General features: G+C 45.5%; 13 protein-coding genes. 3 read left to right on the forward strand and 10 right to left on the reverse strand.

Going from position 1 to position 16961, the window contains the following annotated elements:
• The first annotated feature begins 173 nt into the window (after positions 1-173).
• Complete coding sequence (locus QWZ05_RS21990; RefSeq protein WP_290300713.1) at positions 174-848, forward strand: pseudouridine synthase; 675 nt, start codon at positions 174-176, stop codon at positions 846-848.
• A 115-nt stretch (positions 849-963) separates the two neighbouring features.
• Here the strand turns inward: QWZ05_RS21990 and fabV are convergent, their stop codons facing one another.
• From fabV to QWZ05_RS22015, 5 genes are all read right to left on the reverse strand, one after another.
• Positions 964-2166, reverse strand: coding sequence for an enoyl-ACP reductase FabV (fabV, locus tag QWZ05_RS21995; RefSeq protein ID WP_264875179.1), 1203 nt, complete (start codon positions 2164-2166; stop codon positions 964-966).
• A gap of 310 nt (positions 2167-2476) precedes the next feature.
• Positions 2477-4786: an acyl-CoA dehydrogenase gene (locus QWZ05_RS22000; protein WP_264875178.1), complete on the reverse strand. Its 2310-nt coding sequence runs from the start codon at positions 4784-4786 to the stop codon at positions 2477-2479.
• A gap of 41 nt (positions 4787-4827) precedes the next feature.
• The gene (gene psrA, locus QWZ05_RS22005) at positions 4828-5478 is read right to left on the reverse strand and encodes a TetR family transcriptional repressor PsrA (protein ID WP_264875478.1); all 651 of its coding nucleotides are present in this window, start codon (positions 5476-5478) and stop codon (positions 4828-4830) included.
• 453 nt (positions 5479-5931) lie between these two features.
• Positions 5932-6321, reverse strand: a complete 390-nt coding sequence (locus QWZ05_RS22010) for a glycine zipper family protein (protein WP_264875177.1) — start codon at positions 6319-6321, stop codon at positions 5932-5934.
• Between the two features lie 198 nt (positions 6322-6519).
• On the reverse strand, positions 6520-8637 hold the full coding sequence (locus QWZ05_RS22015; protein ID WP_264875176.1) for a methyl-accepting chemotaxis protein: 2118 nt from the start codon (positions 8635-8637) through the stop codon (positions 6520-6522).
• A 278-nt stretch (positions 8638-8915) separates the two neighbouring features.
• On the opposite strand from QWZ05_RS22015, the gene xthA reads away from it, so the two are divergent.
• Positions 8916-9728 carry an exodeoxyribonuclease III gene (gene xthA, locus QWZ05_RS22020; RefSeq protein WP_264875175.1) on the forward strand — a complete coding sequence of 271 codons (813 nt, stop codon included), beginning with the start codon at positions 8916-8918 and terminating at the stop codon, positions 9726-9728.
• A gap of 41 nt (positions 9729-9769) precedes the next feature.
• Here xthA and QWZ05_RS22025 read toward each other — a convergent pair whose 3' ends face one another.
• The 5 genes from QWZ05_RS22025 to QWZ05_RS22045 all read right to left on the reverse strand — a co-directional run bounded on the left by QWZ05_RS22025 (position 9770) and on the right by QWZ05_RS22045 (position 14716).
• Positions 9770-10447 (reverse strand): ABC transporter permease, encoded by a 678-nt coding sequence (locus QWZ05_RS22025; protein ID WP_264875174.1) that lies wholly within the window; start codon positions 10445-10447, stop codon positions 9770-9772.
• A gap of 2 nt (positions 10448-10449) precedes the next feature.
• Positions 10450-11190 (reverse strand): ABC transporter permease, encoded by a 741-nt coding sequence (locus QWZ05_RS22030; RefSeq protein ID WP_290300719.1) that lies wholly within the window; start codon positions 11188-11190, stop codon positions 10450-10452.
• 84 nt (positions 11191-11274) lie between these two features.
• The gene (locus QWZ05_RS22035; protein WP_307726621.1) at positions 11275-12042 is read right to left on the reverse strand and encodes an ABC transporter substrate-binding protein; all 768 of its coding nucleotides are present in this window, start codon (positions 12040-12042) and stop codon (positions 11275-11277) included.
• Positions 12043-12124: 82 nt separating this feature from the next.
• Positions 12125-12895, reverse strand: a complete 771-nt coding sequence (locus QWZ05_RS22040; protein ID WP_264875171.1) for an ABC transporter ATP-binding protein — start codon at positions 12893-12895, stop codon at positions 12125-12127.
• A gap of 294 nt (positions 12896-13189) precedes the next feature.
• Positions 13190-14716 (reverse strand): hypothetical protein, encoded by a 1527-nt coding sequence (locus QWZ05_RS22045; RefSeq protein ID WP_290300721.1) that lies wholly within the window; start codon positions 14714-14716, stop codon positions 13190-13192.
• A 484-nt stretch (positions 14717-15200) separates the two neighbouring features.
• Here QWZ05_RS22045 and QWZ05_RS22050 point away from each other — a divergent pair, with 484 nt between their 5' ends.
• Positions 15201-16748 carry a DUF3360 family protein gene (locus tag QWZ05_RS22050; protein WP_289961675.1) on the forward strand — a complete coding sequence of 516 codons (1548 nt, stop codon included), beginning with the start codon at positions 15201-15203 and terminating at the stop codon, positions 16746-16748.
• Positions 16749-16961 lie beyond the last annotated feature (213 nt).

Consider the following 16961-nt stretch of genomic DNA (forward strand, 5'->3'; position numbering starts at 1 on the left):
CACTCTGCATTGGTGTTGTTGTGTATTCAAGACTACATAATTAAACAAAATGAGTGAAATAGTCTATCATCTTGCGCTCGAATACTGATTTTGGGCGTGCGAATGATAGCGCACTTTGCCTCTATTCAGAAATTTCGCATACGTTTTCGTTACATTTTTGCAAGGTAGTTAACATGCCCGTTAGAGAATCACGTCCTTCTCGCCGCCCATCATCAACACGTAATACGACTCGCTTCAAACGCCCAGCGAAGAAAAATAGTTCTCAGCGAGCAAATCGCGGCACTAAACCGAAGAGCGTTAGTGCAGAAGAGCGCAAAGTGATTATCTTTAACAAGCCTTATGACACACTGAGTCAGTTCACTGATGGCGAAGGTCGCAAAACACTGGCCGACTATATTCCTATCAAAGAAGTCTACGCAGCAGGCCGTCTAGACCGTGATAGCGAGGGCCTGATGGTGTTGACCAATGATGGTATTTTGCAAGCTAAGCTTACCCAACCAAAATCTAAATCACCTAAAACCTACTGGGTGCAAGTCGATGGCGCCCCAACAGATGAAGATCTTGAGAAACTTCGCCGTGGCGTGGAGCTGAAAGATGGCATGACGCTACCTGCAAAAGTTGAAATCATGCAAGAGCCTGATTTGTGGCCACGTAACCCTCCTGTACGCTTTCGTGCCAACATTCCAACAACGTGGTTAGCCATCACCATTATTGAAGGGAAAAACCGCCAAGTTCGCCGAATGACGGCTAACATCGGCTTTCCAACGCTACGTCTTATCCGTGCTTCAATGGCGAATATTGCGTTAGGGGACTTGCAACCTGGGGAGTGGCGAGAGATTGAATTGTGAACAAGGTTGAAGGTTGAAGGTTGAAGGTTGAAGGAGATTAGGACCTTTAATGAGTCTTAGGGTATAAAAAAAGAGCCGATTTTTACGGCTCTTTTTTATTTGATCTCATCGAAAATTAGATTGCGATGAACTGTGTTTCGACGGCTGGGTTTACGTCCGCTTCGTAATCCACACCTTCAACACCAAAGCCGAACAGTTTCAGGAACTCTTCTTTGTATTGAACGTAATCTGTCAGCTCTTTTAGGTTCTCTGACGTCACTTGTGGCCATAGGTCACGACAGTGTTGCTGAATGTCTTCACGCAGCTCCCAGTCATCGAGACGTAGACGGTTCTTGTCGTCCAATTCAGGTGCTGTGCCGTCTTCTTTGTATAGACGTTGGCTGAACATGCGATAAATCTGCTCCATACAGCCTTCATGCACACCTTCTTCGCGCATTTTCTTGAACACCATCGCGATGTAAAGTGGCATAACAGGAATCGCTGAGCTCGCCTGAGTCACAACCGACTTCAGTACAGCTACGTTTGCTGTGCCACCCGTTTGACCCAACTTTTCACCCAGCACTGTTGCTGCGCGATCTAAGTCCATCTTCGCTTGACCCAATGCGCCATCCCAATAGATTGGCCACGTCAGCTCTGTACCAATGTAGCTGTATGCCACTGTCTTACAACCGTCAGCAAGAACACCTGCATCAGAAAGTGCATTGATCCAAAGCTCCCAGTCTTGACCGCCCATTACCGTAACCGTATCAGCGATCTCTTCATCTGTTGCCGGCTCAACACTAGCTTCAATAATGACGTCTTTGTTGGTGTCTACTGCGGTTGCCGTGTAGGTTTCGCCGATTGGCTTCAGTGCTGAACGCACAAGCTCGCCTGTTTCTGGCATTTTGCGTACTGGTGATGCTAGTGAATAAACCACCATATCAATCTGACCTAAGTCTTCTTTAATGAGATCGATGGCTTTCTGTTTTGCTTCATTTGAGAACGCATCGCCATTTAAGCTTTTTGAGTAAAGACCCGCTTCATTGGCCAGCTTGTCAAAAGCGGCAGCGTTGTAGAAACCGGCTGTGCCTGGCTTGCGTTCAGTGCCTTCTTTCTCAAAGAAAACACCGATGGTTGATGCGTCACCACCAAAGGCGGCTGCGATACGAGAAGAGAGGCCGTAACCACTTGAAGAACCGATAACAAGTACACGCTTTGGTGCGTTAGCAATTTTGCCTTGTGCTTGAGTATAAGCAATTTGTTCTTTTACGTTTGCTTCACAACCAACTGGGTGCGTTGTTGTACAAATAAATCCACGAATTCTAGGTTTGATGATCATATTCAACTTCCTTTATCAGTTGGCAGTAGGATAAAAGGTTCAAACTAAAATCTCATCTAGTTTGTGTAAATTTCCGCGAATTTTGCAAGTGGTTGGATGACTTTCACACCAAAGTTAAGATTTCTATCGATACCGTATGGGGGAAATACACCTCCAATGGCTTACCAGTAAGGTAACTTAGTACAAAAAAAGCGACCACGCCCGATAAAGAGTGTGGTCGAAAGTAGGATAGAAGATGAAAACTGGTTTTAAGCAGCGAAGTCTCGTTGTTTTACAGACGTTCGCTGCGCGTTACTGAAAGTAACAACGATTAAGCGGCACTATTGAGCTTCGAGGACTTTTTACTCTTGCCTTTGCTAGAGTCTAGTGTTTGCTGGGTTCTCACCTCAGTTAAGTCATGACTGAAATGGTCTACCTGAATCGCGTGATAGCGTAACTTATCCGCCGCAAGAACTTGTTCAACCTCCTCTTGGGTTAACACATCCGCTTGCAGAGCCTGCTGTAAGCGGTCTGCCAGTAAACCTTTTTTATCAACGGTGCCCGCCTTAACTGCTTTGAACAACTTACGCTCTATACCCTTAATGTCATACATCGCAATAAAGGCGCGTTCCATTAGACCCACACTGTCGTCCTCTTTCTCGCCGATATAACACAGCTTGGTCAGGCGCTCACGATGTGCTCCAGGGGTCATTAAGCTCTGCGCTATTTCCACCGTCAAGTCATCACTTGGTTTTTTGAAATGATTACCCAGTGGGAAAATCACCACTTTCAACAAGCCACCTACTCCCGCAACTGGGTAGTTACGGAAGGCTTCCGACAGCGCTTTCGCTGCATTATAGAAACAGTGTTGTACTGCGTAATGAACGTAGTTGAGGTCCTGCTGCTGTCGACCTTCATCTTCGTACTTTTTCAATGCCGCCGATGCGAGGTAAAGATAACTAAGCACATCACCAAGACGCGCAGAAATCATCTCTTTGCGCTTTAGATCACCGCCGAGTGTTAGCATGGCAAAATCTGCACTCACCGCAAGTGCGCGGCTCAAGCGAGTTAACTCTTGGTAATACTGTTTCGTTGGACCAGGCATTGGCGCTTTGACAAATCTCGAGCCCGTCAGCGCTGCACCAAACGCACCAAATGTATTACGTGTCGCATGACGAATGTGCTTGAACAATAGATCGTCAAACTGGTCAGCGGCTTCCTTCTCATCGGGGTTGGCCGCCGCTTCCATCTCTTGCAATACATAAGGATGACAGCGTGTAGCACCTTGACCAAAGATCATTAGGTTACGAGTTAGAATGTTGGCACCTTCAACCGTAATAGCTACAGGAACGCCCAAGTAAGCAGAAGTGAGATAGTTCATCGGTCCCGCTTGAATCGCACGACCAGAGTGAATATCCATTGAATCATTCAGAATGGTACGCGCCATCTCTGTCATATGATATTTAGCGATCGCTGTAATAATGCCCGGCTTCTCATTCAAATCGAGCGCCGTTGTGGTCATGGTTCGTGACGCTTCAAGTAGATAGGTCAAACCACCGATACGACCGAGAGATTCAGCAACGCCTTCAAACTTACCGATAGACATACCAAACTGCTTACGCACATACGAATAGGCACCGGTTGTTCTAGAGGTTAAGTGACCGATAGCGGTGCCCAATGCTGGCAATGAGATACCACGCCCTGCCGACAAACACTCCACCAGCATACGCCAGCCCTTGCCGGCATAGTCTTGACCTCCAATGAGCCAATCCATTGGAATAAAGACATCTTTGCCTCGGGTAGGACCATTCATGAACGCAAGACCGATAGGGTCATGACGCTCGCCAATTTCTACTCCAGTGTGGTCTGCTGGAATCAATGCGCAGGTGATGCCGAGATCTTTTTTATCTCCCATCAAGCCATCAGGGTCATACATTTTGAAAGCAAGACCGAGCACCGTGGCAACGGGCGCAAGGGTAATATAGCGTTTGTTCCAGTTAAGGCGTAAACCAAGTACTTGTTCCCCTTCATGCTCGCCATAACAAACCACGCCCGTATCTGGAATGCCGCCCGCATCTGAACCCGCTTCTGGACCTGTTAATGCAAAACAAGGAATGTCAGTACCATCTGCCAAACGAGGTAACCAATAATCTTTTTGTTCTTCAGTACCATAGTGCGACAGCAGCTCACCTGGTCCTAACGAGTTCGGCACCATGACGGTTACCGCAGCACTAATACTTCGTGTTGCCAAGCGACTGACAATCGTCGAGTTCGCCAAGGCTGAAAACGCACGACCGCCGTACTCTTTAGAGATAATCAAAGAGAAGAAACGCTCTTTACGCATGTACTCCCAGACTGCGGGTGGCAAATTGCGATCTTTCGTCACAATCTCATAGTCATCTAGCATGCCGAGCAGTGTCTCTAGTTCATTGTCCATGAAAGACTGTTCTTCCGCGCTTAGCGCCGGTGCCGGATATTGATGCAGTTTCGCGAAGTCTGGCTGGCCAGAAAACAGTTCACCGTCCCACCAAACGCTACCGGCTTCCATCGCCTCTTTCTCAGTACTAGAGAGAGGAGGAAGAACCTTTTTGAACATTTTGAATGCGGGATCACTGATCCATTTTTTACGTAGAGAGCTCATGGTTTAATCCTTTTGTTCACGTGCTGTATATTGTTTTATTGTTATTTTGTGGCAATTAGATCAGCCGACATCCCTGCAGCGAGGAAAGGAATCAACTGATCGACAACCGATTTAGGGTCTGCTTCTTGATCAAAATCGTTGTTGGCAATTTCCGTTAGCGCTTGACTCGACGCCATAGTGAAAACGCAAGTGCCAAGCGTAAAGTGTAAGCGCCAGAACAGAATGTCCGGGGTCAAACTGGGGTTTGCTTTTAATATCGACTGGGTGAAGAGCGCCAAGCTATTTTGATAGCGTGTCGTGATGAACCAGCGCAAGTGACCTTGTACGTCGGTATAACCACGCCCTATAAGCGACATAAAACGTGCGGTGCCGTTAGGGCGGATATCATTGAGCGATCGTAAGGGTGCACGCAGAACCTCAAACACATCAGCCATCTCAAACTCTTCATTGAGATTAAGCGTGATCAGCGCGTCTTCTACCGCTGGCATGAACGCCTCTAAATAACGATCCAGTACTGCACGAACCAAGGTTTTCTTATCGCCAAAGTGATAATTGACCGAGGCAAGGTTGACACCTGCTTTACTTGTAATGGTTCGTAGTGATGTGTCGTTGAAACCATGTTCTGCAAACAAAGCTTCCGCCACATCCAAAATCTTATCTTTCGTAGAGTTTCTTGAAGTCATTTCAATCAGTCGTATTAAACACCTGTTTGAAATATACGCCCACAACAACAAATTAACAAGCAATTAACATCACACTTTCATTGATTGTATCTGGGCTGTTTTGGTTAAGTTATTGATAAGTATTAAATTGAATAAAAAACGAATTTTATTTTGAACTCTTTTTATTAAGCTCGGTCTACATATATGTAGCGAACAGCAACACCCTTGTTTCACTGGCCGTCGAAATGAATTCTGTCTGTCCGCTGCTAATGAAGCTGCTTTTTCTTATTAACTCCTGTTTTATTGTATACGCCCAGCCCTTTATGGTCTGGGCGCTTTTTTATGCTCATTCACCTTTCGTTCGATAGCATCACTAAATCTCAAAGTCGAAGCCAAAAAAACGGCAGAGAGTCATACTCTCTGCCGTCACTAGCCATCAGTGGGTTACTTACAACACTGCCTTTGTTAAGTACCCTGACGTTTTTAGTTTAATACTGTGTAGCCACGATTCGTCATACAGTTACGCATTACGTTTTGCTGATCTGCTTCGTAGTTGTCTTGGTTTTGGCGACGATCTCGGCTGCCACCTAGCACACCTGCGGCAAGGCCTACGCCAGCGCCCACTTTCGCACCGTCAGAGCCAGAACCACCGGCAATAGCAGTACCCGCAGCACCCAACGCAGCGCCTTTCACCGCGCCGCCAACAGCGCCACGAGAACGGTTGTCTTTTTGCACTTGACCTGCAAGCTCTTCACACTGATGCAAGTCATAAATGTAATCTTTTTCATCGACACCATTTTTATCGATAATTAGGCTGGCATGTGCGCCTGTTGCAATAAGAGTCGCAGCAAAAAAAGTGGTTAGGCGTTTCATTGAACACTCCAAAAGTTGAGGCTGTTTACATCTATTTGTTGTGAGCAAATCTTAGCCTCATAAACCGTGTTCAACTAGGAATAACGATTATTCCATATGGAATAATACTCACGCTGCTAATTAGTCCCACATTAACAACTAGTTAGGCACTGGCCACCCTGTGATAGGTGCTGAGTTGAGTATGCGCCCAATAAAAAATTACACCTTAAACTGCTGCATTAGCCCTTGTTGCTGAGCGGATAACTCATCAATGAACTGTGCCGTTTGCTCTGATTCTTCAGCATGCTGCAAAATGCCAGCGCTCAGCTCACGAATATTCGCCACGTTTAGATTGACCTCGCCTGAAACCTGCTGTTGCTCTTCTGCCGCTTTGACAATCTGGCTGTTCATATCATGAATAGCATTAACCGAGTCAGCTATCTGCTTGAGCTCCTCAACAATTTTTTGCACTTCATGTGCTGCGCCAGAGGCTAATGTATTGCCCACTTCAATCGTTTCAACCACATCTTGAGTGCCCGCTTGAACCTGACTGATCACTTCACGGATCTCACCTACAGAATCCTGCGTGCGAGTCGCTAGGCTGCGGACCTCATCTGCTACAACGGCAAAGCCACGCCCCTGCTCTCCTGCGCGTGCGGCTTCAATCGCTGCATTCAAGGCTAATAGATTCGTTTGCTCTGAAATACCTTCAATGACCGAGAGGATGTCGGTAATATTGGCATTATTCTGAGCTAGGGCCTTCACTACTGGCACAGCCGCGGTCATGTTATCGACAAGCTTATTCATCTCTTTCTCTGTCGAGACAACAACTTGTTCTCCCGCCAGTGCAGACTCTCTCGCTTGCAATGCTGCCACTACAGCTGATTCTGCATTTTGAACCACTAAGCCAGCTGTTTGGGTCATCTCTTCAGAAGCCGTCGCCACCAGGTCTACCTCTTTAAACTGAGCCCCACTACTCTCGCGAGTTTCGTGAGCAAAGTGCTTGGCCTGTTCAGTGGTGTTAGCAATATTGTTCGATGTCGTCACCACGTCTGAAATGGTACTTTGTAGACGCTGCAAAAATGTATTGAACCCGTTCGCCAATGCACCAAGCTCATCATTGGAGTTCACTGTGAGACGCTGTGTGAGATCGCCTTCCCCAGATGAAATTTCCTCTAATCGGTTAGCAACGGCTCGGATTGGCTTAACGATATTGCGAGCTAACAGATAGATCACACCCAATGCAACAACAATCACCAGAGCGGCAAAAACGAGTTCAGTTTCTATCGCTTCTGCTAATCTGTCTGAGATCACACCGTCCAGCTCATACGCATCAGCAAACACGGCCGAGCGAGGCATTTCAATCATCACACGCCACGTTTGATTGCCTAATACCATGGGTACGTAAACGGCCAGTTGTTGTTGGTTTTCACTCCATTGCGCCTTAATTTCTTTGCGCTCAAACAAGCGATTCAGCTCTGCGGCTGCGAAATCTTGACTCTGATACTGAGCTAAAGGCACAAGTTGAACATTGTCAGTCGCGAGAACTTGATTGCTTGAATCAGTAATTGCCACTTGACCTTGCCCGTCAAACAGCTGTTTGTCTGCGGTCAGCACGATACTGTTCAAAGACGATAGGTCTATCACTGTACCGAAATAACCGACGAGTTCTCCATCCACCCTAACTGGAACAGATAGCGCGACATTCAGTGCCGCCTGATTGTTAAAGTTCATCAGCGACGCCTGACCAAAACAAACGTGCGAAGACCCAGTCAAGCAGGACTGGAGTGAGTTGTATTGTGGGGAGTTTAGTTGAGACTCTTGTAGTACACGCTGCGAGACCTGTTCGTTATTGTCATTGACAGTCCACAACGACGCAAAGCGACCTGCATCGTTCGATCCTACGTAGTCTGCGCCGACATAATTCGCGTCTTCACTGTCTAACGCATCCGGCAAAAATACCAGATAGGCGGTATTAATGGTCGTAAAGTTCACCACCGTTTTTCGTACAATCTCATCAAGAGCAGTACGTAAATCTTCACTGGCACCAAAATTATCTTCGCTACTGGTTTTTGTTAGCAACACGGTAGACGCGATCATTTCTGCACGCAGTTGCGCTTGTTGAAGGTATTGCTCCACTTCACGTGAAGCCAGTTGCGCTTGAGAGATGAGGAGTTGCTGAGATTTGTCTTGGACAGACCGTGTTGAATACTCTTGTACAACCGCTTGATTGTTTGACGCGTTATACAGAGATAAACCAACAAGAGATAGAGAGGTAACAAGTAGACAGCAACCGACGAGCAGCGTGATTTTCCACTGCACTGAAAGTGTTCGCATAACACATCCTTATTTAAGCAAACATCGTAAAAACTGTGCTTTAAAGCACTAACCTAATTTTTCATGAGATTCTCAGCCACCATCTATATCCTTAGATGTGCCACTAAGAACGATTGTCCTACAACTTTTGTTGCAGGCTTAAAAATACATCACATTAACTTAACAATTCAATACTCTATCGGCGGTTTTATCATTAACTTAAGCTCGAATTACTGAACTTCGTGTTAGAATCAGCGAAAACACGCTGTGTTTAACTACAAATAAAGACGGATCGAATAATGAAAATTGTCAGCTTCAACATAAATGGCCTTCGTGCCCGCCTTCATCAGCTTCAAGCGCTGATCGACAAACATCAGCCAGATGTCATTGGTTTACAAGAGATCAAAGTTCACGATGAAGCCTTCCCTATCGAGGATGTCGAAGCCATGGGTTACCACGTCTACTTCCATGGTCAAAAAGCGCACTATGGTGTGGCGATGCTGTGCAAGAAAGAAGCCTTACACGTACAAAAAGGCTTTCCGACAGATAACGAAGAGCATCAAAAGCGCATGATTATGTGCACTGTGGAAGATGATAACGGCGATAAGGTAACTGTGCTCAACGGCTACTTCCCACAAGGCGATAATATCGCCCATGAAACCAAGTTTCCGTACAAGCGCCAATTCTATACAGACTTGATGACCTACCTCAACGAGCACCATAGCAGTGATGAGAAGTTGGTGGTGATGGGCGATATCAATATCAGCCCAATTGACGATGACATTGGCATCGGTGAGCCAAACCGTAAGCGCTGGCTCAAGACAGGTAAGTGTTCATTCCAACCAGAAGAGCGAGAGTGGCTACAAACCTTGCTTAATTGGGGCTTAACCGATACTTTCCGCCAAATTCACCCAGACGTAAACGATCGTTTTTCATGGTTTGATTACCGCTCGAAAGGTTTCCCTGATAACCGTGGACTGCGTATTGACGTGATTTTGGCGACAGAGTCACTCGCGGCGCAATGCTATGAATCAGATGTCGACTATGAGTTGCGTGGTATTGAAAAACCTTCGGATCATGCGCCTATTTGGTCGAGTTTCAAAGATTTTTAAGCTTGGATAGAATTAGAGCGCCAAATTGGCGCTCCAATTTTTTAGCTCAGTGGTCTCAAATAAGCCAAGAAGCGCTTCTCTGCAAACTTAAAGCACCACAGAATGATAAACGTCAACGCCATATAGAACAGGCCTGCCGTTAAGAACGACTCAAATGGTGCGTAATAACGAGAGTTCACCAAGCGGGCTGCGCCCGTTAAATCCATGATGGTTACAATACCTGCCACTGCTGAGCCATGAAGCATGAAGATCACTTCATTACTATAAGCTGGCAGCGCACGGCGTAAGGCACTCGGCAAGATGATACGGCGATAGGTCAAAAACGTCCCCATGCCATACGCTTTAGCGGCTTCCACTTCCCCTTTTGGTAGCCCATTGATCGCACCACGAATGATCTCTGCTGTATAAGCGGAGGTGTTTAATACGAACGCCACCAAGGCACAGAACCAAGCATGCTGCCACATGGTGTCTTTTACTGGGAAGAACTGATCCATCCCGTAATAGATTAGGTAAAGCTGCACCAGAAGTGGCGTACCACGGAAAAAGTAGATAAACGCCCAACTCGGAGCCCAAAATATCGGATTATCGGCATTACGTGCCACTGCAAGTGGAATTGCGATACACAACCCTATAATCAACGCTAAACCCACCAGCCAAACGGTTGTCCATAACCCATCAAGGTAAATAGGGAAGCTTTCTACTACTAACGAAAAATCCATGATTACCTCGCGTGAATACTGAATTTACGCTCAACGAGCTTGAGAAGGCCCGTCGATACGGCGGTGAAAATAAGAAAGATAACCGCGACAGTCATATAGAAGGTAAACGGCATTTTGGTTGAGCCTGCAGCCAGCGAACTAATGCGTACCATATCTTCTAAACCGATAATCGAAACCAGCGCGGTGGTTTTCAGTAGTACTAACCAGTTATTACCAAAACCTGGCAGGGCATGGCGAATCATTTGCGGTAGTAGGATACGGTGGAAAGCTTTAAACGAGCTCATTCCGTAGGCTTTTGCCGCTTCCATTTGCCCTTTATCTACCGCCATGATGGCGCCACGGAAGGTTTCTGCCATATAGGCACCAAAGATGAACCCTATGGTCAAAACACCCGCAATGAATGGGCTGACATCAATATAATCTGGCACGTAAGCGACCCATTCATGGTCTGGGTTACGCCCCGTAAAGAATTCATTTAACCACTCGTTGGTACCATAGAGGGTATTGTTGAGAAGGATTTGACCGCCGAAGAAGATAAGCATCATCAACACAAGGTCTGGGATACCACGAATAATGGTTGTGTAAAGTGTTGCAATCGCGCGCGCCCAGCGATATGGGGCAAGCTTTGCAAGAGCACCTAACATGCCAAGAATAACAGCAAGCAATAGCGAAAGAAGGGCTACTTCAATCGTCAAAATGGCCCCTTTAAAAATAGAGGCTTCATATCCTTGTAAGTCGATCATAGAGGATTCCTGTCCTGACCTTTCAAAACTACATTGGCAGGGAGAAAGGAGGGTTGGCCTACCTAGGCAGGCCAACTAAGTTGATTAATCGCCGTAAACGTCGTAGTTAAAGTATTTTGCTGCAATCTCTTGATATTTACCTTGCTCACGAAGTGATGCGATAGCGCCTGATAGCGCTTCAGTAAGCTCTTTGTCTTGCTTGCGAACTGCAATACCCATGCCTTCACCAAACCACTTTGGATCAGTCAAAGAAGGGCCAGCGAACTCGTACGCATCACCACCGTCAGAGTTAAGAACACCCTCTTCTAGCGCAGATGCATCTCCTAGTACCGCCGCAATACGACCGTTAGCTAGATCAAGGTAAGCTTCGTCGAATGAACCGTAGCGAACGATCTCTACGTCTTTGTAGTTGTCTGTCAGATATTTGTCGTGTGTTGTAGCACGCTGCACACCAATCTTCACGCCAGACAGATCTTCAAAGTTCAAACCAGCGTCTTTCTTAGCAATGAATTTGTTCGGAATTTGAGCGTATTTTTCTGTGAAATCAACACGTTTTTTACGCTCTTCAGTGATAGACATCGCTGCAATGATCGCATCGTATTTACGCGCAAGCAGTGACGGAATAATGCCGTCCCAGTCTTGAGGTACGATCACACACTTCGCTTTTAGCTCTTCACAAAGTGCATTCGCCATATCCACGTCAAAGCCTTTCAGTGAACCGTCACCTTCTGTCCAGCTAAACGGAGGGTATGCACCTTCAATACCAAAACGGATGGTGTTCCACTCCTTCGCTTGTGCCACACCCGTTACTGCTGTTGCCGCGATTGTTGCGGCTAATAACCACTTTTTCATTTCCATACTCCTGTGATTGTTATTGTTGTGCTCTTTAAACTCACATTTCGAGACTGCCTTTCAAACGTGATGAGCACAGGTTTTAATAAATAGATGAAATAAACTGCTGTAATCGTTCTGATTCAGGGTTCGTAAATAGCTTAGCTGGATCTCCCTGCTCTTCCACTTTGCCTTGATGAAGGAACATCACATGGTTGGACACATCACGAGCGAATGCCATTTCATGGGTCACCACCAGCATGGTACGCCCCTCTTCTGCAAGGTCACGCATTACACCTAATACTTCGCCAACAAGTTCCGGGTCAAGCGCTGAGGTGGGTTCATCAAACAGCATCACTTCTGGGTCAACAGCCAGTGCACGGGCAATGGCCGCACGTTGCTGTTGCCCCCCCGATAAGTGACCAGGGTAGTAATCTTTACGCTCCCACAAGCCTACCTTTTTTAAGATAAGCTCTGCATTTTCGATCGCTTGTGCTTTTGGTACACCAAGAACATGTACAGGTGCTTCGATGACGTTTTCAAGTACGGTCATGTGCGACCATAGATTGAAGCTTTGGAACACCATTGCTAGGCGAGAGCGGATACGTTGAACTTGTTTTTCATTGACTGGTAAGGACTCACCAGCGCGGTTCTGTTTCATTTGAATCAATTCACCATTGACCCAAATCTCACCCGCGGTTGGCGTTTCAAGAAGGTTGATACAACGAAGGAAGGTACTTTTACCAGAACCAGAGGAGCCGATGATGGAGATCACGTCACCTTTGTGCGCTTCAAGGGAGATCCCTTTCAGTACTTCATTTTGGCCAAAGGTTTTGTGTAGATCTTTAATATCTAGCGCGGCGACATCTTTCATGCGCTCTAACTCCCTGTCTTAACAATTATTCTCTTCATGAGAAATTCTGCGTACTAAACTAGCACCCAGCCACAGGGAACGCAACATAGCATTAACCGCAAACGTTTACTTTTCCAGCAAAAAGCGCGGCAAAAAACAGCAGTTGCGAATAATTAGTCTGTAATAATTTGTAAATGTGGGAATGTATGCCGAATATTGAATATTTACTCAATGACACCACAGCTTTCAACGGTAACATTATCGAAACAAAAAAGGGAAGCTTATGCTCCCCTTTTTTGCTCAAAATAACTAACGCTACCAGTTAACGGAGTTTGCAACCAACTCAGAGTTTGTCTTCATGACTGTCTTTGATAATTCGTTAGCTCCACTTTGCCCCAAAATAAGACCATTAACGTCATATTTATGAGTAGAAGGCTCTATTGAATGGTCAGATAAAACATCAACATTATAACTGCTCGCCGCTATGTATAAAGCAGCTTCTTCATCGCTCATATCGCCAGCATCTAGTAATCCAACAATTACGGTATCATTACTAGCAACCGATAGGTATTCTGTCACACTCTCTAATAAAATCTGCTCTGTGGCCGGTGTATGGTAAATCGTTTGGAAAGCATCTCTACCATTTACAGTTTTTGTACGAACGTGAGTACGCTGAACATCCCAACCTTGTGGAGCATAGCCAGCTAAGGAAACGCAGTTACTCGCACCTCCAACACAACTCGCAGTAGCAACACTCTGTTCGAATGAGGATAATTCGTAATTTTCAAGAAAATGAACGTCAGTAGTACTGTCTAGTGCCGAAGCAGTTGTTAAAGTCCACTTACCAGTATTGTCACTCGATATACCTTCAAGCAGCACATTCCAATGACTCAATTGAGTATCGGAAAAAACAATACCAGACTTAGTCAGACCGTCGGCTTGTTCAAAAACTTCTTGCCAACTGTAGACGTTGTTATCAAGGACAACATTGACTGAACCTCTATTAAAAGCAACACCTGAAGCAACAGAAATAGTAAATTCTTCATGAGACAGCGCATCCATCAGTACAACTGGTTCTGAGCCAATACCAGTTTCTTGACTATATATATTTGATCGGTCAAAAACCGCATAACTCATAAAATTATTGTATGACATTCCGTCTGCATCTCGAAATGCTGTTGCTAACTTTTTCTCTGTTGCTGGGACATCTGAATGCACTGGCACTGCCTGATAATTATCAGCCCCTGCTCCTGTTACTTGGTTCATACTAGCACTAGTTTGATAGTAACTTGCAGCACCACCGGCTAACGCAACTCGTGCATCCAGATCGCTTTCTGCATATCTAAAGCTCTCATTTCTTACACAATCGTTTCCGTCCTGTGAGTATCGAATGGAAAGCGTCATGTTCTGAACAAACTCCTTTTGAAAGGATGTGATAAAGCTTTCACGTGAACCTGAGTTTCTACCCTCATTTTCCTCTACAGACATATATCCACCCTCAGGAATAGTTTTCCAATCGAATGTTACGGTCCCTGTTGTACTCGGTTGAAACTCTTCAATGATACTCCCGTCAACATCATGCATTAAGACTTGGAATTGGCGAGTAGCCTGGCGACCAATAACAAAGTAATCAAAATCCTGATCATCAACAGACGTATGATTGAAATAAATAGAACACCCTTTAAAATCGGTGTTTAGTTCTTCTTGTGTTACCCTTAATGGCTCTACAAAGCTCCAAGTTACATTTTTTGGTGTATAGCCACCACCGCCACTGCTTCCCCCACAACCAATTAGCGCACCCGAAACTGCCGCCACGATTGGCAAAACAACTGCTTTTTTCATTATGTGTTCCTTTAAATTCATTCTGAGCGGCAAACTCGTGCCGGAAATCTGACTGTGTTAGTAATATAACGGTACTAATGCAGACTTCATGCCACAAATGTAAACAAATGTTATAGGCCGCAAATTTGGTAAAAAATGCTCACTTTGTCTACAAAAAAGTAATCCACTTTCGATGTTGGAATGTAATTTCCTTATAAACAGCAATGATTTAGCGATTATTGCAATCAAATGTAATTAAATTTCAACTAAATTTTATAAAGTGATCTAAATCAATCACCCAAAAGGGTAAGCACGTTAAACTCCCTGCCAATCTAGGTACACTCCCTTTTTGTTGGCACGAATTGGGCGGGTTTTCTATCGCTTGGCAGCCGTATTAAACCTTTGGCACTTGAAATGTGTGCTAGGATTTTCATAACCATTCTTCGCAAGGATTGCGATTTGTTCGAAAGAACATACTTACTATTTCTAACATCATGAGGAATCTATGTCAGACGCAATGAATAAGGCTCATTCAGCTGAAGATATTGAGACTAAAAGCTACAGTGAGCTACATCGTCCCGCATCAGAGTTCGATTCACGCTCAGATTATCTCGATCACGAACTACAAATTATGAAGCCTCGCCGCTTCGGTCTTAACCTTCCAGGTCGTGATTTCCGCTTTGAACTTGAAGATCTTGTTCCTGCATTAGCAGGTACTATCGGTATTATCGCAATGTACTCTGCGGTAATGATGTCTTGGGCAGATGGCCTAACCGCTGCTTGGGACCACGTAGAACTGGGCAAAGAGTTTGCGATTGAAGTCGCGCGTGTTGAGATGCTTATCCCAGCACTGCTTTTCTGTATTCTTGCATCGGGCTTCTTTAACCCGCGTGCAAACCTTGCCGGTAACCACGGCCCGATGATCCCACTCATCGGCTCAATCGCACTAGCGGGTGCTCACCCACTCGCTCTAGCAATTTTGCTAGGTGTATTTGGTCTTCTATTGAGTTACTTTAAAGGTGGTTCCAAACTGGTCAACTTGACCTCAGAAGGTACCGCAGGTGGCTTATTGATCTTCCTCGGTTTTACCGGGGTGATGAGCCAAATTGGTTCGATTCAGTCTTGGGCTGTTGGTCTGCAATCTGCTGATGTTACCGCAGGTAGCATGGGTTACGTTGGCCTTGTGGTTCTGGGTATCAACATCGCGATTTACGCTTACTTAGCGAAAATCAACATGCGCTGGTTGGCAATCCCTGTCTGTGCATTTGCCGGTCTATTAATTGCTTTAGGCCTTGGCGCTGGTTTCGACCTTAAGTTTGAAACAGAGATGGGTATCCCTAACCTAAACCCAATGTACTGGTGGGGTAGCACTGAAGAAGGTTGGATGCTAGGTCTTCCAAACCTAGAGCACTTCATTGCATCACTGCCGTTTGCGATTCTTGCGGTTGCTATGTGGTCACCTGATTTCCTTGGTCACCGTATCTTCCAAGAACTGAACTACCCACGTCGTACTGAGAAAGTACTGATGGACGTGGATGATACAATGACTATGTGTTCGTTCCGTCAAATGGTCGGTACTGCGGTTGGTGGTGGTAACATCACTTCATCTTGGGGTACTTACATGATCCCTGCAGCGATCGCGAAGCGTCCTATTCCTGCTGGTGCGATCCTACTAGGCTCGTTCTGTATCATCGTGGCAATCCTTGGTTTCCCAATGGATGTTGCGGTATGGCCACCAGTTATGCGTATTGCGCTTCTTGTAGGCGTATTCTTGCCGCTTCTTGAAGCGGGCATGCAGATGGTTAAAGACACAAAAGATTCACAAGCTGCTGGTATTTGTATCTTTGCTTCTGTTGTTGCTAACCCTGTTCTTGCTTGGGCACTGACTATGTTCCTAGACAACAACGGTTTAATCGGCGACAAAGAACGCGCGTCACGTCTATCATTTGTTGATAAGATTGTGATCCCAGTGGGTGTGTTCGTGGTTTGTCTGGTAGCAATGCTTGCTGTTGGTATGCTAGAAAGCCAATACGGCCTAAAAGCTTGGCTATAAGGCGATATGTATTGTAGGGCAGCTCCGGCTGCCCTTTGTAAAACATTTTTAACATTTACAAAAAAATTTAGCATTTATTGATTTAGTTTAAGGTTTCAAATATTTTTTTGTTTTACCCTTGAATTAAATCGAGGAAATCTCCACACTATAGATGGTGACAATATTTATAGATGCATAGAACGATTTATCGTCTATACATATTGTTACTTAGAG

This window comes from Vibrio agarivorans (genome assembly GCF_030409635.1).
GTDB classification, from domain to species: Bacteria; Pseudomonadota; Gammaproteobacteria; order Enterobacterales; family Vibrionaceae; genus Vibrio; species Vibrio agarivorans.

Bases quoted from the DNA above. Each gene is read 5' to 3' on its own strand.
- QWZ05_RS21990 (WP_290300713.1), top strand. From the start codon at position 174: ATGCCCGTTAGAGAATCACGTCCTTCTCGCCGCCCATCATCAACACGT.
- fabV (WP_264875179.1), bottom strand. From the start codon at position 2,166: ATGATCATCAAACCTAGAATTCGTGGATTTATTTGTACAACAACGCAC.
- QWZ05_RS22000 (WP_264875178.1), bottom strand. From the start codon at position 4,786: ATGAGCTCTCTACGTAAAAAATGGATCAGTGATCCCGCATTCAAAATG.
- QWZ05_RS22010 (WP_264875177.1), bottom strand. From the start codon at position 6,321: ATGAAACGCCTAACCACTTTTTTTGCTGCGACTCTTATTGCAACAGGC.
- QWZ05_RS22015 (WP_264875176.1), bottom strand. From the start codon at position 8,637: ATGCGAACACTTTCAGTGCAGTGGAAAATCACGCTGCTCGTCGGTTGC.
- xthA (WP_264875175.1), top strand. From the start codon at position 8,916: ATGAAAATTGTCAGCTTCAACATAAATGGCCTTCGTGCCCGCCTTCAT.
- QWZ05_RS22025 (WP_264875174.1), bottom strand. From the start codon at position 10,447: ATGGATTTTTCGTTAGTAGTAGAAAGCTTCCCTATTTACCTTGATGGG.
- QWZ05_RS22030 (WP_290300719.1), bottom strand. From the start codon at position 11,190: ATGATCGACTTACAAGGATATGAAGCCTCTATTTTTAAAGGGGCCATT.
- QWZ05_RS22035 (WP_307726621.1), bottom strand. From the start codon at position 12,042: ATGAAAAAGTGGTTATTAGCCGCAACAATCGCGGCAACAGCAGTAACG.
- QWZ05_RS22040 (WP_264875171.1), bottom strand. From the start codon at position 12,895: ATGAAAGATGTCGCCGCGCTAGATATTAAAGATCTACACAAAACCTTT.
- QWZ05_RS22045 (WP_290300721.1), bottom strand. From the start codon at position 14,716: ATGAAAAAAGCAGTTGTTTTGCCAATCGTGGCGGCAGTTTCGGGTGCG.
- QWZ05_RS22050 (WP_289961675.1), top strand. From the start codon at position 15,201: ATGTCAGACGCAATGAATAAGGCTCATTCAGCTGAAGATATTGAGACT.